A 21,093-nucleotide genomic window follows, 5' to 3' on the forward strand; every position below is an offset into this window, starting at 1 on the left:
AATTCACCTCTCTTATTAAAAGCTTTAAATGATTGTCCTATTATTAATAGGTATATGATGATTTTTAAAAAATAGGTGAATTTTATTTCCAAAATTTTAAATTGTATCATAAAATATAATTGTAGTTACTATTCGCATTTAATAAATTTTCATGGTAAGATAGATAAAAATTTACTTATTAAAGCTAAATTTTTAAGAGTATTTTTCTAATTTACTATTTCAGAATTTTATATTTAACATAAAATTTCTTTTACTTTATTTATTCTATTTCGTCTAACGCAATTACTTGTTGTTCATTAAAGGAGGGGGAAAACAAATGGAAATAGAAAGAATTAATGAAAATACGTTTAAGTTCTCCATATCCTACTTAGACATCGAGGAGAGAGGTTTCTCTAAAGATGAAGTATGGTTAGATCGAGAAAGAAGTGAAGAGCTTTTCTGGGAATTAATTGATGAAGCGCATTTGACTGAGGAATTCATTGCTGGTGGCCCCCTATGGATTCAGGTACAGGCACTAGACAAGGGGTTAGAAGTTGTTGTAACAAAAGCTGTGATTTCTAAAGACGGCAAAAAAGTAGAAGTGAATTTAGGTGAAGGAGAAAAGAATTTAGAAATTCCATTTATCTCTGTAGATGATGACGATGATTCAGATGAAGATGATGATGACGAAATTTTTGACTCAATGGATGAAGAGGAAACTGAACTGATTCTATCCTTTAAAAATCTTGAAGACATTATTTCATTATCACATGCTGTGAATCAAGAATCATTTGAAACTACACTTTATTCCTTCCAAGATTATTACTATCTTTATGTTAAATTTGAAGAAGAATTGCTTGATGAAGTTCAAGTCGATTACTTGTCATCAATGTTACTTGAATATGGTCATCGTTCAAAAGTAACTATACACGTTTTAGAAGAATACGGAAAATTGATTTATGAAAAAACAGCATTACCTCATTTTAAATCTATTTTTCCATTATTGTAATAGCCGATGCCTTAGGGATCGGTTTCTTTTCTTTATAAAGGAGAATATTGATGCAATTTCGATTAAAGATTTTAATATTTTTATCAATTGTTGTATGCATTTTATATTTTGCTTCTCCAACTATTAAATTCATTTGGTTAATGAATTTTGCATTTTTTGAAAAATCTACTATTTTTAGATTAATAAGTATAATGTTCTCGATAACGGCTATAGGTGTATCGATTATTATTTTCTTAGAAAATAGAAATCCTGCTAGAACTTTAACATGGATCATTCTTTTAGCTATTTTCCCGTTATTCGGTTTTGTTTTTTATTTAATTTTTGGACAAAATTACAAAAAGAAAATGGTCTATCGAAAAAAGGCAATTAATGATCAAAATGCAAATGGTTTAATTAATGGATCAGAAGATGTAGAAGTGAAAGAATTTATAGCGCAAAATCAAAGATTAGAGTATCTAATAAATATCGCAGCTAAACAGAGCAATACACCAGTGACGATGAATACTTTTACAAAAGTTCTTACAAACGGAAGTGAAACATTTCCAAAAATAATTGAGGAACTAAAAAAAGCAAAGCACCATATTCATATCGAATTCTATATCGTAAGAAATGATGAGATTGGTAATCAATTAAAAGATATTCTAATTGAAAAGGCGCAAAATGGTGTAAAGGTTCGATTTCTCTATGACGCTGTAGGTAGTTGGAAATTATCAAGAAATTTTGTAAAAGACTTAAGAAAAGCTGGTGTAGAAATACTACCATTTTCTCCAGTTAAAATTCCAGTTTTAAACGATACGATTAATTACCGAAACCATCGGAAAATTATCGTCATAGATTCGAATGTAGGATTTGTTGGTGGCTTAAATATTGGAGATGAGTATTTAGGGAAAGATCATTATTTTGGAAAGTGGCGAGATACCCATCTATACCTTAATGGGGAAGGTGTACGAACACTACAATTCATATTCTTGCAAGATTGGTATTATATGACGAATGAGTTAATTGATGACAAAGAGTACTTTGACATTAATGTTAGTAGTTATTCTTCCAAAGGAGCAATTCAACTTGTTTCTGGTGGACCAGACCGAAAGCATGAAGTGATAAAAGAGTTATTTTTTGCGATGATTACAAGTGCAAGGAAAAGTATCTACATTGCTTCTCCATATTTTGTTCCTGATGAAGATATTTTAACTGCCCTTAAAGTTGCAGCAAATGGTGGGGTCAAAGTAAAAATTCTAATGCCTGATCGTCCCGATAAGAAAATCGTATTTTATGCCTCGCGTTCATATTTTCCAGAGTTATTAGAAGCAGGGGTCGAAATCTATGAATATAGACAAGGCTTCTTACACAGTAAAATATTGATTGTAGATGATGAAATCGCATCTGTTGGGACGGCAAATATGGATATGAGAAGTTTCCGTTTAAACTTCGAGGTCACTGCATTTTTATATTTAGAGGAAAGTATTAATCACTTAGTTAATGATTTTAATAATGATATCCGTGATTCTGAAGCAATTATTTTTACTGATTTTAAAAAGAGACCTATATACAAAAGGATATTTGAATCATTATCAAGATTAATGGCACCACTTTTGTAATGAGCTATCTTATTGATAGAACATTGATAGAACATTTTTATAATATTTCATATAGTCACCTACCAAATAGAAAGTTTAATTTGGTAGGTTTTTTATTTGAAAAATCGTTTTTAATTTTTTTAAAGGAAAATACGAAAAGGATAGTGAAGTAATTTGGAAAGGAGGTTGTGGTAAAAGATTGTCGCATTAAATACAAAAAGGCATACTATTAATTTATTTGAAGTTAAAACGACAGAGGAATTATTAAGATTAAAGCAAAACGGACCATATTTTTGCCCAATTTGCCAAAAGCAAGTGAGGCTCAAAATTGGAGTAAAGAGGGTAACTCATTTTGCGCATATCGATTTGACTGAATGTGAAAATGAGAAAAAAGAGAGTATTGACCATTATAAAGGGAAGTTTGCTTTGTATCAATTTTTTAAAAAGTTTAATGTAAATGTTGAAGTTGAAAAATTTTTACCAGAATTAAATCAAAGACCTGATTTATTTATAAAATTTAATACTCTTCAAATGTGTGTTGAATATCAATGTTCGCTAATTCCTTTAGAAACAATGATAAATAGGACAAACTCTTTTAAAGATAGTGGAATGAAAGTACTGTGGATCCTAAATGACAAACTATTAAATCAAAAAAGATGGTCATCTTTCTACATTAATTCGCTTTCTATTTATTCATTTGTTAGAATTAACGTTTTTTCACTTCTCTTCTATAATCCTACATTACAATCTTTTACAGTGCTTTCCTCATTAATAGCATTTTCTCCAGTTCAATATATTGGGCAAAAGGACGTATTTCCAATAAATAATTTCAGTCTTAAGGAATTTTTATCTTTAAATAGAATTGATAAAAAGGTATTTGTAGCTAAATGGAATCGGTTAAAAAAGGATTATAGACTATATCAACATTTGCATACGAAAGGTAATTTAAAGGTTTTTAAACAGTATTTATACAATGCAAATATTAATTATTTTCCGGCAGTAATTGGCGTTCCTTTAGACAGTAACTGCATAATTAAAGAACATTGTATCGTTTGGCAAGGGCAAATCTATTTTAAATTTTTTCATGAAGTGGAAATTGGACAACTGATCTTTATGGATAAAATAAATCAATCTGTAAAAATGGAAGTGCAGAATGGTACATGGAGAGTTAATCAATTTCAGGATAATGAAATTGATAATTTGGAGAAATGTGTAGAAAAGTATATTGACTTTTTAGTAAAAATTAGAATCGTAAAACCCATTAAAAATGGTAAAATAATGAAGATAGCTAATGCTATTATTCCATCATCATTCCAACAAGCATTGGATGAAGACTGTCTGAGCGCTAATACAGCATTTGATTTGTTGTTTAATGCAGGAACTGATTCAAATGATTATTAATATCAGACACTGGAATGTTATTAATGCTAATAATAATTTTAGGGGGATCAGACATGCTAGAACAAAAAGCTGTTAAAAAATTACCAACTAGAAGTGAAGTCCAAGAAGAATTAACTTGGAAGTTGGAAGATATTTATGAAACAGATTCAAACTGGGAAGCAGAGTATAAAAAAGTACTTGAATTAATCCCATCATTTTCAGAGTTTAAAGGTAAATTAGGTGAGTCATCTCAAACACTTTTAAATGCGTTGAAAAAACAGGATGAAATTTCGTTTTTATTAGGTAAATTGTATACATACTCTCATATGCGTTACGATCAAGATACAACAAATTCTACATATCAAGCTTTAGATGATCGTGCGAAGAATCTATACACTAAGGCTGGAAGTGCAATGTCATACTTCGTGCCTGAATTATTAACAATCTCAGAAGATACATTGAAAAAATTTATTGAAGAAAATAATGAGCTGAAATTGTACGAGCACTCTTTAGAAGAAATTTTAAAGCAAAAACCACATGTTCTTTCAGCAGCTGAAGAGGAAATTATGGCACAAGCTTCTGAAGTGTTATCTTCTTCTAGTAATACGTTTGGAATGTTAAATAATGCGGATTTAAAATTTCCGACGATTGAAGACGAGAATGGTGAAGAAGTAGAAATCACACATGGTCGTTATATTCATTATTTAGAAAGCGCAGATCGACGCGTTCGAAAAGATGCTTTTGAAGCAGTTTATCATACGTATGATTCGTATAAAAACACTTTTGCAAGTACTTTAAGTGGTGCTGTAAAGAAAGATAATTTCAAAGCAAAAGTTAGAAAGTATGATAATGCTCGTCATGCAGCATTAAGTAATAACGAAATTCCTGAAATTGTTTATGATCAATTAGTTTCTACTGTAAATGATAATTTAAATTTATTACATCGTTATATTGCTATTCGTAAAAAAGCGTTAAAGCTTGATGAAATTCATATGTATGACTTATTTACTCCATTAGTAGAAGAAGTAAAAATGGAAGTTAAGTATGAAGAAGCAAAAGAAATTTTATTAAAAGCATTAAAACCATTAGGTGATGAATATGTTGAAATTCTAAAAGAGGCATATGAAAGCCGTTGGGTAGATGTTGTAGAAAACAAAGGAAAACGTAGCGGAGCATACTCTTCTGGTGCGTATGGTACGAATCCATATATCCTAATGAACTGGCAGGACAATGTAAATAATCTATTCACATTAGCACATGAATTTGGTCATTCAGTGCATAGTTATCATACTCGTAAAAATCAACCTTATGTTTACGGAGATTACTCAATCTTCGTAGCTGAAGTTGCCTCTACTTGTAATGAAGCGATTTTAAATGATTATTTACTAAAAAATACTAAAGATCCTAAGCAAAGACTTTATTTATTAAATCACTATTTAGAGACTTTTAGAGGAACTGTATTCCGTCAAACGATGTTTGCGGAATTTGAACATCAGATTCACGTATTAGCTCAAAATGGTGAAGCTTTAACGCCAGATTTATTAACGAAAACATATTACGAGCTTAACAAAAAATATTTTGGTGACGAGATCGTAATCGACGAGTTAATTGGGTTAGAATGGAGTAGAATTCCTCATTTCTATTACAATTACTATGTTTACCAATATGCTACAGGTTTCAGTGCAGCAACAGCACTTTCAAAACAAATACTAGAAGAAGGCGAACCAGCAGTTGAAAGATACTTAGGATTCTTAAAAGCAGGAAGCTCTGATTATCCAATTGAAGTATTGAAAAAAGCTGGCGTTGATATGACCTCTTCACAACCAATCGTAGAAGCATTGAAAGTATTTGAAGAAATGTTAAACGAAATGGAAGAGCTTTTATTTAACGAATAACTTATTTTAACAAACACATGTAGCAACATAGCTATATGTGTTTGTTTTTTATCCTGACTTTTTCTATATCTTTATACCTACTATTTTGTGTCTAAAATGTGAAATATTTCTCAAATGGTTGCCAAACTCTAAAATAAATTGTATTATAAGGGTGTGAATTACTTCACAAACACAAATACCCCTTTGTTGAACGTGAAAATTTCTCCCATCCCCTTGATGTAAAATATTACATCAAAAAATGACCTAGCGAAAGCTAGGTCTTTTTTTTTCTTAAACAACATACTGATAATAAATTTGATCTTTTTGAACAATTTTCTTAACTTTTCTACGTAGGATTAATTTTTTTAATTCTAACTCCATACATTGAGTAGATTGTTCGTAAATCATACATAATTCTTTAATCGTAACAAATGGTTGGAATTTAATAAATTCGGCTAAATCAGGTAGTTCTCGTTTTTCTAACTTTGTATTCGTCATTAGTTCTAATATTTTTACATAAGTCTGATAGCTTTCAAAACCAGAAACTTTCAAACCTTCTTCTTCAATATTTTCATTAAAAAATACAACACTTGGAATTTCAGTTACATGCATTTCTTTCGTAACTTTAATATCACATTGCAAAGCTTTAATAGAGTGGGTACTGTGTAAATCTTCCATAAACTCTTTTACATCAATATTTATATCTTTAGCACATTCGATAAGAACATCTTGATCTGTAATGTCTAAATCCTTCAAGAAATAATATTCTTGTAACTTCTTTAAGTAGCTAACGCCAGCTACTCTACCTTGAAGCTCAGCTGCCTTTAATGCAATTGCAGAGTAGTATGGGTAGAGTTCTTTATTATCAATCCATAAGTGATCGTCGCAAAGGATATCCGATCTGCTAGCTGTCTTCTCCCATACGAATGCAAGCTGAGAAGGTCGTTTTTCTAATAGTTTTTTAGTTGTGTAATATCGACTAACTGGAATATAAGTAGATGAAAAATATTGGCCATATTCTAAGTGAAACTTTTTTAAAATTGTACTAAAATCCCAACAATTTCTACAAAGTGGATCTATGAATACATACAATTCAATCGATTTTTTTGTACAATTCTGCTCGGGAAGCTTGATTGATTCATTTTTATATTGTTTGTCATTCATATATTTCACCCTTAATGCAATTCATAAGTCCGTACTATAACAGACTTGAAAATTAATTTGTAAGATATAACACGTTTATTCTCTAATGGTATTGTAGCAACGGATAGTTAATATTTCAAATATGATGCACTATTTTTCATTAATCTATTAATATTTCCTTAATTCAATTGAGTATTGTGATAAAAATGGTGGTGTCGCAGGAGTCTGAGTGAATTGTAAAATAAATTTTGAAATGGAACCGAGGAAAAAGTCTGGTCTGCAAATAAGGATGAGAGAAGTGCAAATTAGAAGTTTATCTGTGCAAATAAAATATGTACTGCTAATAAATTTCCAAAATCGCAAATAAGAGAAATTAATACCTATAACGGTTAAGGCATAATGACGAAAAAATTGGACAAAAGTACTTATTTTCAATTGGCAAACTAGGAAAGCAGCTTTAACTTTAATTAATCGGTTAAAAAGTTGAGCGAAATCTGCGATCTTTCAATAAAAAGATTGATAATATCAGTTACATACTAAAAAACGCCGAAATAACCCTTTAGGTTTCTCCGGCGTTTGAAATTAATACTGCTCATATGTCAGTTAGCTTGATTTCCTTGTTTAACATTAAAAAAGCGTCTAATTTTATTTAATGTTTTACGCCTAGGAATTTGAAGATTCTCTAACAGATTGATAAACTGTTGTTTACCAATGTTTTCGTCCGAAACTTCGAATTCTACCTCATAATCCTCGTGATTTAAATATGTACTATGATCTAAAACTAAAAGTCCACTTTCATATGGAAATTCTACTCTGTTTGTTGTTAAGTCACCTATTAATACTAGGGCATCTAAGTTTAATTTTACTTCGTTGATATAATCTTTTACTTCTCCATCTGGAATAGCGTATGTTTTTAGCATAGTTGATGCTTCAGTTTCACTAATTTTTTGATTAATTTCTAAATGTCCGACTGTCTGTTTTATTTTTAAAGTTAAAGTATATGAAGTTAGTGACTTTTTTCGGATTCTTAGAGCTCCGCCATGTTCTTTAATTGTAAAATCAGGTGTCTCAAAATAATAATTAGTTTGTGATTGGAAACTTGACTCGTTAACTTGGAAATACGATTTAAGCTTTTCAAATTCCTGTTTTGTTAATAAGTTCTTAAATTCAATTTCAATTTCTTTAGCCATAATTAACTCCTTATTTTTAGTATAATTTTTGTTATTGAATGTGCTAGTCTTCGTCTATTTTCTATATGATATGTTACAATAGAAATGGTCAAATTTAAATAAAATACATACATTAAAAAGGTTGAGGTTTTAGTGATGAGAAAAATGCTTGAAATAAATGGAATAAATATAAATGAAGATAGCTTAATTCTGTTAATAGACGATACAAAAATGAATTTAGAACAGTGTCATGAAGTAGGAACAATGATTGCAGACTCAGACCAAGGTTCACTATTGTATATATTAGAAGAAAATGAAGAATTTGTATATGTTACAGTGCCTTACAAGCATTGGTCGGACTTGAAAAAAGCAAATGATCAAAATTTAAACGTATTTTTAAAGGTCGCTGAAAAGAGTCTTTCACTAAATAATTGGAATGAAGAGTTAACTTATTTAATCCAAAATGTTGAAGGTAATTTTAACTATGGAGAAGAATTTGTTAAGCAAGTTCAAATTGCATTTTTAGAAGAGAAGTAAGTTGGTGGTGATTGGATGAATGGTCAATGGGAAAGTTTTTTAGCACCTTATGAACAAGCAGTAAGTGAATTGAAAATAAAGTTAAAAGGGATTAGAAAACAGTTTGAAGAAACTAATCAGCATTCCCCAATTGAGTTTGTAACTGGGAGAGTTAAGCCTATTCACAGCATTGTTAATAAGACAATAAGAAAAGGAATTCCTTTAGCAAATTTAGAAACTGAATTACAGGATATTGCCGGTCTTAGAATGATGTGCCAGTTTGTAGAGGATATTAAAAATGTAGTGGAGCTTCTTCGCAAACGTAAAGATTTTACAATTGTCGAAGAGCGAGATTATATTACAAATAAAAAGAATAGCGGGTATCGTTCATATCATGTAGTTGTTGAATATCCAGTTCAAACAATTGAAGGTGAACGAAAAGTTTTAGTTGAAATTCAAATAAGAACGCTTGCGATGAATTTTTGGGCAACAATAGAGCATTCTTTAAATTATAAGTATAAAGGGAAGTATCCTGAAAATATTCATGAACGATTACAAAGAGCAGCTGAAGCAGCGTTTCTATTAGATGAAGAAATGTCCCTTATTAGAGGAGAGATTCAAGAGGCGCAAGCAGAGTTTTCGAAAAAAAACGACCAATAAGGAAAGGGCGAGAAAATGAAATTCGTAATTATGTCTAAGGGCGATCAAGAGTCCAATGAACTGACGAAACGAATGAGAGATTATTTAGAGAGTTTTAATTTTAAATTTGATGAAGAAGAGCCTGAAATTGCTATATCTGTAGGTGGTGACGGAACCTTACTTCATGCTTTTCATAATTACACTCATCTTCTCGATAAAGTATCTTTCGTAGGGGTTCATACTGGGCATTTAGGGTTTTACGCTGATTGGGTACCAAGTGAGGTAGAAAAGCTTGTTATTGCAATTGCGAAGACTCCATTTCAAGTAGTTGAATATCCTTTATTGGAAGTAATCATCCGTTATAAGGATGGAAGAAAAGAAATGCAAACATTAGCTTTAAATGAATGTACGATCAAAGGTCTTGAAGGTACATTAGTGATTGATGTTGAAATAAAAGGTCAGCATTTTGAGACATTTAGAGGTGATGGTCTTTGTATTTCTACACCTTCAGGTAGTACAGCGTATAATAAAGCACTTGGTGGAGCAATTATTCATCCATCAATTGAAGCGATTCAAATTGCTGAGATGGCTTCAATTAATAATCGAGTTTTTCGTACGATTGGTTCACCTCTTGTTTTACCTAAACATCACACTTGCTTACTTAAACCTGTAAGAAACGCAAATTTTCAAATTACATTAGATCATAAAACAATCGTACATCAAGATGTTAAATCGATTCAATGTCGAGTAGCTCATGAAAAAGTACGTTTTGCACGTTTTAGACCTTTTCCATTTTGGAAACGTGTTGTTGATTCTTTTGTTAAATAAAATGGTGAAGAATATGAAGCAATTTAGTTTATCATGGGAAGTAAAAAAAGAGCATAATGGAATTTTACTTAGAGAGTTTCTTAAATTAAAGGAGCTCTCTAAACGTGCTCTCACAGATATTAAATTTCAAGGTGGAAAAATTACAATAAACGGTGAAGAAAAAACTGTCCGCACGATTTTAAAAGAATTAGATCTTGTCCAAATCTATTTTCCAATCGAGAAACCAAGTGAGGATCTTATAGCAGAAGATATTCCTTTTGAAATTGTTTATGAAGATGATGCTGTATTAGTCATCAATAAACCTTTTGGAATACCAAGTATACCTTCTAGAGAGCATCCAAAGGGTACTCTTGCAAATGGATTATTATTTTATTATCAAACAATCGGGCTCCAATCGACCATCCATATTGTAACTCGATTAGACAAAGACACTTCGGGATTAATGTTAATTGCTAAAAATCGTTATATTCATTATTTGTTTTCGAAAAATGAATTAAAAAATGTAAAAAGAAAATATTTAGCAATTGTTCATGGGGAAATGAAGAATAAAGAAGGTGTAATACGAGCAAAGATTGCTAGGAAAAGTGATAGTATTATCGAGAGAATTGTTTCTGAAGAGGGACAAGAAGCTATCACACATTATAAAGTCCTTTTAGTAAATAAGGACAACTCAGTTGTTGAATTAGAATTAGAAACAGGACGAACACATCAAATCCGGGTTCATATGTCTTCGATTGGACATCCACTAATTGGGGATGACTTATATGGGGGTAATACTGATCGATTAAAAAGGCAGGCGTTGCATAGTTATCAATTGTCATTTGTTCATCCAATTGATCATACGGAGAAAAACTTTGAAATCGCTTTATCTGTTGATTTAGAGAGATTATTGAAGTCGTAAATGTCAAGTAATAAATTTGTCTAAATTTTGTATAAATTATTGACAATATATGATTAATAGATTATTTTTAGTATGTAGTGTTTCTCCATGGGGATGGAAGAGACTAATATATTAAGCTGATAAGTGAGCGCTTACATTATCAGTAAAAAAGTAGGTTCCGATCAGAAACCTACTTTTTTTGTATCTTTTTTCCTAAACTCTGCTTTCTGTTTCTTCGTAAAAACTAAATTTTTCTTCAATGTATGGCATGGAAGATTGTACTTGAGTATATTTATGTTCTGGATACGAAAATGCTGTTAGCTTACCACCGAAAACAGCGCCAGTATCAATATTAATTGTATTATTTAATTCTCTTGGTTCCTTTATTGGAGTATGACCATAAACAATTAATGCTTTACCTTTATACTCTTTAGCCCAATCTTTTCTTACAGGCATCCCATTTGGAAGGACTTCTCCATTAATATCTCCATATAAAACGAATGTTTTAACATTATTTGAATGCTTACCGATCATATCCTCACGTATACCAGCATGACTAACAACTAATTTTCCATTGTCTAAAACATTATAAAGTGGGGAGCCTTCATAAAGTTTTTTAAACGATGCCAGGTAATGGCTCCTCTCTTTACCACTAATTGATTCTAATTCAGCAACTGTTGTTTCAAGTCCATGTTGAATTTTTACATTGCGACCAAGAAAATAACGATAAAGTTTATTACAATGATTCCCTGGTGAATAATGTGCTTTCTTATGCTTCATCACAAGTTCATATACTACTTTTATAACTGCAAGTGAATTAGGGCCGCGATCCGTTAAATCACCAACAAAAACTAATTTTCGATTTTCAGGGTGAACAGGAATATGATTCTCCCATGAATAACCAAGTTTTTTAGTTAGTTCAACAAATTCATCATAACAACCATGAATATCGCCTATAATATCGTATTTCATCCTATCAATCCTTTTAGTCTGTTTTTTCAACTAGTCATAATCGTAGTATGCCCCAAAAAAACAGTGTAAAAGTATTTTCCAAGAAGAGTATTGTTAATATAAAAAAAGATGGGGTAAAGATCTTCATTAGATCTTTACCCCTGTTTTTTGTATTTCTACTCTATCAGTCAAACATATACTTATTTGTTCTTGATCTTACATTAAGGATGAATCCAATTGCTAGAAGATTGGTTGCTAGAGAACTTCCTCCGTAACTTACGAATGGTAGAGTAATCCCTGTAATCGGTAATAGTCCGATCGTCATACCAATATTTTGGAAAATCTGGAAAGTAAACATTCCGACTACACCAGCACAAAGATAGCTACCAAATTTGTCGTTACTTTCTAAAGCAATATGAATCATTCGATAGATTAATAAAAAGAATAATGAAATGACTACACTTGCTCCTATGAACCCGTATTGTTCGCAGATTACTGTGAAAATAAAATCTGTATGTGGTTCAGGGAAGTATGCTTCACCGTTATGGAACCCTTTACCTGTAAGTAAACCAGAACCAGCTGCCATTAATGCCTGAGTAAGCTGATAACCTTGAGAAGGGTATTCATACGGTGCTAACCAACCGTAAAAACGATTTAACTGGTATTCCTCAAGCACGTGCGATGTGAAAAATTCAAAATGATAAAAATATAGATAAACCATGAAAGCACCAAGGCCAATCGTTAATACAACAAGTCCAAGAATATAGCGCCAACGAATTCCAGATATTAAGATCATTGTCGCGATAATTGCACACATAACCATTGTATTTCCTAAGTCAGGCTCTTTCGCAATCAATAGTAGAGGAGGCAATGCAATACCGAATATTTTACCTAAAAGTAAAATATCTTCTCTCTTTCCACGGACAGCGTACAATTCATTATGTCTTGAAATAATCGTTCCTAAAATAATGATCATAAAAATCTTCATTAATTCAGATGGTTGGAAGTTACCAATACCAGGTAATGTGTACCATGCCGTTGCACCTTTTATGGTTTTAGCACCTGGAATATGCAGTTCTAATCCAAGTAGTAGGAGTAGTCCAAAACCATACATATACCAAATAACATTTTTATATCGATCAAAATCAATAATCATAATAAAGGCAATACCAACAAGTCCAATGATATACCATTTAATTTGTTGTCCAGCGAAATTGATGTTTCTTAGATTTGCAGGAAGGCTTGGCATTGCACTAGTAATTGCAAGATAACTTACAACGGCAATACAAAAAAGGATAAAAAGTAATTTGAAATCAATTTGAAAGGGAGATGTACGGTCTTCCTTCATGTCCTCACCTCTCTATAATAAGTTTTATTAGTATGCTTTTAAATAGGCACTTTTAATGTACGACAATCATCATTATAATTTATTTTTGTCCTTAAAGGAATTCAAAACTATAAACTCTTTTTAAATAAACTATTATATTTATATTTTTCACTTTAAAATATAAGTTGGCAGATAGGAATAGTACTCGACGTGGTAGCCAATTCTAGGAACAAAGTATAAGTTCAACTACGCCTCTGACTTCGCCTAAAAGGCTCGTCAGTCTACGAGTTTTCTTTATGTGGACAAAGCTCTATATAACTTTACTATTTTCAATTCATCGTATTTGTGCTACTATTTTAGTATCTAGTACTAATAACTAATAATAAAGGAGATGAATGATATGATTTCATTGCAAGGAAAAACTTTTGTTGTTATGGGTGTTGCAAACTTCCGTAGTATCGCTTGGGGTATTGCACAATCATTACATAGCGCGGGAGCAAATTTAATTTTTACATACGCAAATGAAAGATTAGAAAAAGGTGTTCGTGAATTAGCTGACTCACTTGAAAATCCAAACAATCTTTTAGTTCAATGTGATGTAACTAGTGATGAAGATTTAGCAAAATGCTTTGCTTCAATTAAAGAGCAAGTAGGCACAATTCATGGTGTAGCACATTGTATCGCTTTTGCTAATAAAGAGGACTTAAAAGGTGATTTTGTAGACACAAGCCGTGATGGATACTTATTATCACAAAACATTAGTGCTTACTCTTTAGTAGGTGTAGCTCGTGAAGCAAAACCATTAATGGTTGAAGGCGGAAGCATTGTTACTCTAACTTACTTAGGTGGAGAGCGTGTAATGCAAAACTACAACCTAATGGGTGTATCTAAAGCAGCTCTAGAAGCTTCTGTACGCTATTTAGCAAACGATTTAGGGAAATACAATATTCGCGTTAACTCAATCTCTGCAGGACCAATCCGTACGCTTTCTGCAAAAGGAGTAGGCGACTTTAATACAATCTTAAAAGAGATCGAAGAAAAAGCACCTTTACGTAGAAACGTAACACAAGAAGAAGTAGGAGATTCTGCTTTATTCTTATTTAGTGACTTAGCAAGAGGTATTACTGGAGAAAACATTCATGTTGATTCAGGATACCATATAATGGGATAAGAAGTGTAAAAGAAAATGGAAGTCTAAATGACTTCTATTTTTTTGTTTTGATCTAACAATCATAAAAAGGTTCATGTATGAGTAAGAAAGACAGCCAAAATATGTAAATAACATACTCATAAGGGGTTCATGAGTAAGTAAGACAGCTAGCAGACGAAAATAACATACCCATCCTATGGGATAAGCGGGAAGGCTAAAGAATCTCGCCCCATGGAAAGCGAGCATCCTGTAGTGGAAATCAACATCACTCTACTCCTTTTACGAAAAATTAATAATTAATTGAAAAGATTGTTTTTCAATTGCGGAAATAAGTGTTCTTCATTATATGGATAATCATTCAGTTAGTGATATCTACCTGACAGTAGTCAAATAAAAAAAGTGCCTTCTTATGATGATAGTAAATAGGCACTTTTTTATTGTAAATGTGGCATTTTAATTTATTAATTCTTACGGAATAAAAATTGATTTCAAGTGACGAAGACCTACTAATTTGCTTTCTCCTCTAGATGTAGTCAACTCTATGAAATTTGAGTCAATTGAACTCAACTTACCTATATATTCGTAATTTTCTCCACTGTTCATTACGACTAATTCACCAATCAACTTATTTAATTGAACGTCTAACGTGCGCGCTAGAGGGATATTAGAAGGATTAACAGGTAATAAATTATGACTTAACATATAAGGGGTTTTTTCTGTGAGATACGGGGTTAACCACTTTAAATGCTGGAGGGATATATACATGATTTTATAGATCGGTGAATAGAATACAAAGTAATTATTCATGATGGTAGTAATAAAGCCATGAAAAGAACGATTATTTGAGAGGTTAATTTCAACAAAGATTCCTTTGGCTGCAGTTAATACTTTACGTAAAGATAACTCATCTTTTTCGTGTTCCAATTCTTGCAATGACGGAACAACACCATAGGATTCTTCAGTTATACTCTCACTAAGGTTATGAATATGAAGTAGTGGAATATAAAGGAAATGTTCACCATTGAAAACAACTAATAAATCATTTCCAACTTCAATTAAGATTCCATCAACATTACTGTTACCGGATATTTCAATTGTAACTTGTTTGTTGAGAAAATTTTTGAAACTTGCCATGATTTTCTCCTTTCTTAAAAAGATAAATCATTATTATTCAGACATGTTCATTTCTGAAAAAGGATTTTCAATTTTATTAATTTGGGCATATCGATAGGATGATAGTTTGTCTAAATAAAATCAATCATTTCACTTAAAGGTTGGCAAAGTAGATAGTGCCTGTCTTATATGAATGAAAAAAGATTATTAAGTTTGAAAATTTTATAGTTGGATCAGTTAGTTTAACAGCATACTTCCAATGATTTATTGATTACCACTCAAAATTAAGTATAGTTTCAAATTACTTATAATGGGTTTACATAATTAGAATGGCATCGAGGGTCAAAGTTTTATAAAAAAAGGGTCGTTTTATTTCATAAAACGACCTTTCTAAACATTATTTTCTTCTTCTTAATGTTTGGCTTGTCGTATTACTTCTTTCGTAAACTTCAAATTTTTCTCCGAAACTTACACTTTTTACATGATAAGTAGCAATATACACTAGTTCATCGTTAAAAGAAATTTCTACATAATCATGGTTTGCATCAAGAAGAATGCCTTCAACTTTGTCGTGGCCACCGCGATTAATTTTTACCCATTGTCTAACTTGAGAATTTAATAAGTCTACAAAACTCTCGTTTGGTAATAATTCAATCGTATTGTACATTTCATCATAAGCTAATTTACCTTTTGCAAATGAAGTTACGCTTTTAATATGAGTATAAGGGAAGTAAATTACACCTTCAGCCTCTGTAAAAAGAGCAATATGTGTTCCAAATGCACCAATTAATAAACCTTCTTTAGATTCATGACCTCCTCGACCAATTCTAACTCCTTTACCTACGAATACTGAGAATAACTCTTTATTCACTTTTTCATCGCTCCTTGTTTTTTCTGTGCGGTTACAATGTATTTATATGTGCCCTGTCAATTGTTTGTACTAGGATATTTGTCCAATTTCTATGATTATGTTCAAAATTGGTCAAGTGTTTATAGGCAATTATTTCGTATTTCGATAAAACTTGTAGGTTACTTGATTGAGAAAAAAGTAACATGATAAATATTGTCTGTTCATATAATTTATGAGAGCACACTTACGAGGGAGGAACAACAATGGCAAGAAAAGAGTCTAAAGAGGGTGTAAAGCCATTATTATATATTGCGCAGCCAGATTTCCAAGAAGCCAAGTTGAACGTACAACACTCATATGTGGTCAAAGTAAATAATCAGGATCAAAAACAAAAGGATAAAGAATATGTAGCTTCTAAATACGTGGAAGTGGAAGAAATAGAGGAATTGGAAGAAGTAGAAGAATTAGAAGATGTTGTGAATTTAGATGAACAAGAAGAGCAACAAGAAGAGCAACAAGAAGAACAAGTCGAAGCAGACAATGCTTGGATGAAAAAACCATTTAAAGCTATGACGAACGAAGAAAAAGTCTTATTTATGATAAATAAGCCTCATTATATCCCAAAAGTTGAGTGCCGAATTCGAACAGAAAAAGATTTATATATTGGCTATATTATGGATTACAACGAAGGAAAGGTTTCAATTAAGGTTTCCTCAAAAATTAATGATGTTCAATTGGATATTCGAAGTATTGTAAGTATTCAAATGGTAGGTATTTAAGGCGTTAAAAAGGTGGTAGATACATGATCTACCACCCATAGTTTTTTAGTTTACATTAAACTTACAGATTTGAAACGTGTACGTCACGTAAGCATTGGATTGCACAGAAGCAATCTAAGTCAACAGTTACACAAGTGTTTGAAGCAACAAACATGTCAGATTCTACTAATTCGCAGAAAGTATTCTGATTTTGGTTTTTGTTTCCGCCGCCTTGATTTGTTTTAACTGGAACTAATGCTCTTAATACTGCACAGCAATCATCGTCTACACTTTCAACACGGAAAACAACTGTATCTTGGCAATTGTTAACTTGAGCGTTTTTGTTTTGGTTTTGATTGCCGTCTTGATTTTGATTTTGATTAGCTTGTGCCATGACTGCCATCATATTATTATTAAATGCTGGTACTCTAAATAATTCACCGTTTGCTAAATACAATAGGAAAGGGCGAGTATTTGCAAGTGGTACATTAGGGTTAGCACCTAAGAATGGAACGTCACAACCTGTTGGGCAAGTGTGTGTTGCGCAATCTTGTAGATCATTTATGAATTTTACAACGTCACATACACAATGGTTTCTTTTTTTGTCGTGGTTGTCTTTGCAACTCATCATTTTCACTCCTTATCACTTTAGATGGATATTACATTACTATGATATTAAGCAGGCGAAAAACGGTTACTGAAGATTTTTGCTTTTTTAGATAAATGGGCTTAGGAGCAAAGTAGTACAGTTAAAGCAGGTAATACAAAGAAGAGCGTAGATCTGAATAGGGGAATAGGGAGAGTAAAAAAGAAAAGGGGAGGAGAAGGGTTGGAAGGGATTAGAGGAGCATAAATGTAGGGTAAGGAAGTGAGATTATTTACCCCTTGCATCCGTATCCCTTGTCCTTCGTACTTAACATGGATATAAGTTGGTTGTTGCTATTCATCTTAATTTTGGCAAGCTTTCGATTGACCCGTTTAGTTGTTCACGACAAAATAACAGCTTTTCTAAGAAGACCTTTTATTGATGAAATAACGCTTGAAGAGAATGGGATGCCAGTTACTTATACAAAGATTAAAGGAAGTGGAATTCAATATTTTTTTGGTGAGTTATTAAGTTGTACTTGGTGTAGTGGAATTTGGTGTACAGCGTTTTTACTATTAATATATGTGTTCTTCCCACATGTGGGAGAGTTTATCATCATTTTATTAGCTATTGCAGGGGCAGCTGGCGTAATAGAAACGATTGTTAATAGACTGAATATGTAATTTTAGGTAGAACGATTGAAAATTCCTTTCATATACTATTGTGAATAGACTTATTTAGGAGGGAAGATATGTATAATCAAGGTCAGGGTCAAATGACTCCTTATCAATGGCAACAACTCCAACAACAACACCAGCAGTACCAAGTGCAACAACAACAAATGCAGCAACAAATGAATCAAGCGAACTATAACCCATATTATCAAGGAGCTCCGGACGGCTATGTGAAAAAATCAGGTTGTGGCTGTGGCAGTAGAACAACTAGACGATAAATTATAAAAAGGTGAGCATATTTGCTCACCTTTATTTTAGTCCAATATTTAAAATTAATTAGTTCAATCTCATTTCTTATTAATAAAACGTCGAATTAGTCTTGAAGAATTAGCTTTTTTGCCTCTTCTTTTTTGAAGAATTGATAAGTATAATAGCTTTCTAGCTCTTGTACATGCCACATAAAGAAGGCGACGTTCTTCTTCTAGTTGATCTAAGTTACCATTTTTTAAAGATTCTAAAGCATAATCATGAGGGAATCCTCCGTCTACAACACCTAGAATATAGACATAATCATACTCTAATCCCTTTGAACGGTGAGCTGTTAAAAGCGAAATATTACCTTGTGATGACTGATTTTTTTTCTGCTTATATTCTTTAAATTTAGCAGAAATATGAAATGCGTGTTCAACAAACTCTCGAATTGATTTGAAGTTTTTGCTTACGACTTTTAAATCTCTTAAATCATCAGAAGGTCGTTCGATTTTATTAGATTCATTTCCGCGCTTTTTAATATAGTCCATAAATGCTGGACTTTCTTCAATTCGCTCAATTGCTTCTAAAGGAGATGCGTGTTTTAAATAACGTAAAATCTTGATCAGATTTTCAATTTTTTTAATTTGAAATGGTGCTGCACTTTTAATAGTGGTAAATGCTTCTAAGAAAGATAGATTTTGCAAAACACTATTCATTTTTGCATCTTGAAATGCTTGTTGTTTTAGGAAAAAGACCGGTAATATTTCTTTTAATGCTGCTTGGTGGTCCTCATCTCCTATTAATAGTAAGAAAGAAATCATTTTTCGAATAATCGGTCGATCATAAAATGAGTCACCATCTTGATCGATTGAAAAAGGTAAGTTTGTTCCAATTAAACGCTCAAAAACAGCCCTTGATGAAGTATTAGTACGATATAAAATTGCAAATTGACCTGGATTTGCTCCGTTATTTATTTTTTCTTTCATATCATTAATAATCATCGTTGCTTCTTCTTCTTCATCGTATGGAAAGAAGAAAGAAGGTACTTGATCGTAGTCATATTGAGCATGCATTGATTTTACAAAACGGTTTTTATTAGGCTTAATGACTTCGTTTGCCAATGATACGATCCCGTGCGTGGAACGATAATTTTCACTTAAATGATAAATTGTAGATCCTTGGAAATGTTCTTTAAAGTCCAAGATAAACCTAGGGTCACTTCCTCTAAAAGCATAAATTGACTGGTCATCATCACCAACAGCCGTAATATTTTCTGTATGTTGAAAAAGGATTTTTAGAATATTGAATTGGATTTTATTAATATCTTGGAACTCATCTACTAATAAACATTTAAATCGATTTTGATAATGTAAGAGTATTTCATTATTTTCATTTAACATTTCAAAGCAACCGAGTAACATATCGTCAAAATCAAATTGCCCATTTTGCTTTTTCAATGATTCATAGCCTTCATAAAGAGAAGCGACCTGTTCTTCCCAAGCATCTTTTGACCTGATCTCATGGGGATAAACACAAGAGTTCTTCCATAAGCCGATTTGTTGAATAGCTTGGTCGTATGCAAATGACTTTTCATCAATTTCAAGTCGTCGACCAATTTGCTTTAACATGATCTCCTTTTGAAAATCCGATTTAATTAAACGGCTTGAATCCCATTTTGCACGGTCAAATCGTAAAAGCATTTTATAAAAAATACTATGAAAGGTACCAATTTCCATCTGTTGGATAGGGTAACCTAGACCTTTCATTCTTTCTTTCATTTCTGCAGATGCTTTAGACGTGAATGTAACTAGCATCATTTCATGCGGGAGTATACCGCTATTCATTAAATGCATTGCTCGAGTTGTAATGACTCGTGTTTTACCACTTCCGGCTCCAGCAAGTACAAGTAATGGTGAACCGATATGTGTAACAGCGTTCCATTGTTGTGAATCTAATGAAACTTGATTGATCACAAATTCATCCGTCTTTTGTTCATTTTTTTTATATGGTGGAATATTGTAAAAAGGTAGTCTGTTAATAAATTGATTTTCATCTGTTTTTTCGATTGTAGCTGTATTTGAGATCGAACGCTTAGTAGGTAGTTTAATAATTCGATCGTTAGTATTTTCGTTAGTAGAATGATTATTTTCAAATCTAGCAATAATTTCTTGCTCCAACTCTACGTTATGATTCATACATGCTAGATTTTGCTCTTTGTTTATATGATAAAAATGAGGAATATCATAAATAGTTAAAGTGAAACTTAATTTTTCAAGACAATTAACACATTTAACTTCCCCGCGAAAACTGGCTTGATATATTTCCTCATATCTTGATCGAGGGAATTCTGGTAAATAGATTGATTGATTTTGATAGTTTGCAAATTTCATTATTTTCCCCCTTAAAATTAAAGCAGACTCATCTATGTTACCAAAAAG

At 31.9% G+C, this 21,093-nt stretch carries 20 protein-coding genes; 11 read left to right on the forward strand and 9 right to left on the reverse strand.

The window, feature by feature from the left end; translation table 11 throughout:
* The first annotated feature begins 316 nt into the window (after positions 1–316).
* The 4 genes from mecA to pepF all read left to right on the forward strand — a co-directional run bounded on the left by mecA (position 317) and on the right by pepF (position 5,840).
* The gene (mecA, locus tag ACFVRR_RS00675; protein ID WP_387323632.1) at positions 317–988 is read left to right on the forward strand and encodes an adaptor protein MecA; all 672 of its coding nucleotides are present in this window, start codon (positions 317–319) and stop codon (positions 986–988) included.
* A 50-nt stretch (positions 989–1,038) separates the two neighbouring features.
* Positions 1,039–2,586 carry a cardiolipin synthase gene (cls, locus tag ACFVRR_RS00680; protein ID WP_387323634.1) on the forward strand — a complete coding sequence of 516 codons (1,548 nt, stop codon included), beginning with the start codon at positions 1,039–1,041 and terminating at the stop codon, positions 2,584–2,586.
* 207 nt (positions 2,587–2,793) lie between these two features.
* The gene (locus ACFVRR_RS00685; RefSeq protein ID WP_483867338.1) at positions 2,794–3,966 is read left to right on the forward strand and encodes a competence protein CoiA; all 1,173 of its coding nucleotides are present in this window, start codon (positions 2,794–2,796) and stop codon (positions 3,964–3,966) included.
* A gap of 53 nt (positions 3,967–4,019) precedes the next feature.
* Positions 4,020–5,840, forward strand: coding sequence for an oligoendopeptidase F (pepF, locus tag ACFVRR_RS00690; protein ID WP_387323637.1), 1,821 nt, complete (start codon positions 4,020–4,022; stop codon positions 5,838–5,840).
* Between the two features lie 270 nt (positions 5,841–6,110).
* Here the strand turns inward: pepF and ACFVRR_RS00695 are convergent, their stop codons facing one another.
* Positions 6,111–6,983 (reverse strand): DsbA family protein, encoded by an 873-nt coding sequence (locus ACFVRR_RS00695; protein WP_335480614.1) that lies wholly within the window; start codon positions 6,981–6,983, stop codon positions 6,111–6,113.
* Positions 6,984–7,561: 578 nt separating this feature from the next.
* Complete coding sequence (locus ACFVRR_RS00700; protein ID WP_387323640.1) at positions 7,562–8,152, reverse strand: CYTH domain-containing protein; 591 nt, start codon at positions 8,150–8,152, stop codon at positions 7,562–7,564.
* A gap of 135 nt (positions 8,153–8,287) precedes the next feature.
* Between ACFVRR_RS00700 and ACFVRR_RS00705 the strand changes: the two genes are divergently transcribed.
* Genes ACFVRR_RS00705 through ACFVRR_RS00720 form a run of 4 tightly spaced genes read left to right on the forward strand, consistent with a single transcriptional unit; the run spans position 8,288 to position 11,015 of the window.
* The gene (locus ACFVRR_RS00705; protein ID WP_387323642.1) at positions 8,288–8,668 is read left to right on the forward strand and encodes a UPF0738 family protein; all 381 of its coding nucleotides are present in this window, start codon (positions 8,288–8,290) and stop codon (positions 8,666–8,668) included.
* A gap of 15 nt (positions 8,669–8,683) precedes the next feature.
* Positions 8,684–9,307: a GTP diphosphokinase gene (yjbM, locus tag ACFVRR_RS00710; protein WP_097973653.1), complete on the forward strand. Its 624-nt coding sequence runs from the start codon at positions 8,684–8,686 to the stop codon at positions 9,305–9,307.
* 15 nt (positions 9,308–9,322) lie between these two features.
* The gene (locus ACFVRR_RS00715) at positions 9,323–10,114 is read left to right on the forward strand and encodes an NAD kinase (RefSeq protein ID WP_097973651.1); all 792 of its coding nucleotides are present in this window, start codon (positions 9,323–9,325) and stop codon (positions 10,112–10,114) included.
* Between the two features lie 13 nt (positions 10,115–10,127).
* On the forward strand, positions 10,128–11,015 hold the full coding sequence (locus ACFVRR_RS00720; RefSeq protein ID WP_387323645.1) for an RluA family pseudouridine synthase: 888 nt from the start codon (positions 10,128–10,130) through the stop codon (positions 11,013–11,015).
* Between the two features lie 192 nt (positions 11,016–11,207).
* On the opposite strand, the gene prpE is transcribed toward ACFVRR_RS00720, so the two are convergent.
* Positions 11,208–11,966 carry a bis(5'-nucleosyl)-tetraphosphatase PrpE gene (gene prpE, locus ACFVRR_RS00725; RefSeq protein WP_387323647.1) on the reverse strand — a complete coding sequence of 253 codons (759 nt, stop codon included), beginning with the start codon at positions 11,964–11,966 and terminating at the stop codon, positions 11,208–11,210.
* 163 nt (positions 11,967–12,129) lie between these two features.
* Positions 12,130–13,293 carry an FtsW/RodA/SpoVE family cell cycle protein gene (locus ACFVRR_RS00730; RefSeq protein ID WP_387323649.1) on the reverse strand — a complete coding sequence of 388 codons (1,164 nt, stop codon included), beginning with the start codon at positions 13,291–13,293 and terminating at the stop codon, positions 12,130–12,132.
* A 379-nt stretch (positions 13,294–13,672) separates the two neighbouring features.
* On the opposite strand from ACFVRR_RS00730, the gene fabI reads away from it, so the two are divergent.
* Positions 13,673–14,443 (forward strand): enoyl-ACP reductase FabI, encoded by a 771-nt coding sequence (gene fabI, locus ACFVRR_RS00735; protein ID WP_091024015.1) that lies wholly within the window; start codon positions 13,673–13,675, stop codon positions 14,441–14,443.
* Between the two features lie 447 nt (positions 14,444–14,890).
* Here the strand turns inward: fabI and ACFVRR_RS00740 are convergent, their stop codons facing one another.
* Together ACFVRR_RS00740 and ACFVRR_RS00745 are read right to left on the reverse strand one after the other, a co-directional pair.
* Positions 14,891–15,556: a DUF2642 domain-containing protein gene (locus tag ACFVRR_RS00740; RefSeq protein ID WP_387323651.1), complete on the reverse strand. Its 666-nt coding sequence runs from the start codon at positions 15,554–15,556 to the stop codon at positions 14,891–14,893.
* 376 nt (positions 15,557–15,932) lie between these two features.
* Positions 15,933–16,406, reverse strand: a complete 474-nt coding sequence (locus tag ACFVRR_RS00745) for a spore coat protein (protein ID WP_387323654.1) — start codon at positions 16,404–16,406, stop codon at positions 15,933–15,935.
* A 242-nt stretch (positions 16,407–16,648) separates the two neighbouring features.
* Between ACFVRR_RS00745 and ACFVRR_RS00750 the strand changes: the two genes are divergently transcribed.
* Positions 16,649–17,164 carry a CotO family spore coat protein gene (locus ACFVRR_RS00750; protein ID WP_387323656.1) on the forward strand — a complete coding sequence of 172 codons (516 nt, stop codon included), beginning with the start codon at positions 16,649–16,651 and terminating at the stop codon, positions 17,162–17,164.
* Between the two features lie 61 nt (positions 17,165–17,225).
* Here the strand turns inward: ACFVRR_RS00750 and ACFVRR_RS00755 are convergent, their stop codons facing one another.
* A complete protein-coding gene (locus tag ACFVRR_RS00755) occupies positions 17,226–17,771 on the reverse strand; it encodes a CotY/CotZ family spore coat protein (RefSeq protein ID WP_387323658.1) in 546 nt (181 codons plus the stop codon).
* 290 nt (positions 17,772–18,061) lie between these two features.
* Between ACFVRR_RS00755 and ACFVRR_RS00760 the strand changes: the two genes are divergently transcribed.
* Positions 18,062–18,412 carry a DUF1360 domain-containing protein gene (locus ACFVRR_RS00760; protein WP_387323660.1) on the forward strand — a complete coding sequence of 117 codons (351 nt, stop codon included), beginning with the start codon at positions 18,062–18,064 and terminating at the stop codon, positions 18,410–18,412.
* Between the two features lie 54 nt (positions 18,413–18,466).
* On the opposite strand, the gene ACFVRR_RS00765 is transcribed toward ACFVRR_RS00760, so the two are convergent.
* The gene (locus ACFVRR_RS00765; RefSeq protein ID WP_387323663.1) at positions 18,467–18,607 is read right to left on the reverse strand and encodes a hypothetical protein; all 141 of its coding nucleotides are present in this window, start codon (positions 18,605–18,607) and stop codon (positions 18,467–18,469) included.
* A gap of 143 nt (positions 18,608–18,750) precedes the next feature.
* Positions 18,751–21,045, reverse strand: coding sequence for an ATP-dependent helicase (locus ACFVRR_RS00770; RefSeq protein WP_387323665.1), 2,295 nt, complete (start codon positions 21,043–21,045; stop codon positions 18,751–18,753).
* Between the last annotated feature and the right edge of the window lie 48 nt (positions 21,046–21,093).

It is taken from the genome of Gottfriedia sp. NPDC057948, assembly GCF_042887255.1.
Classification (GTDB): Bacteria; Bacillota; Bacilli; order Bacillales; family Bacillaceae_G; genus Gottfriedia.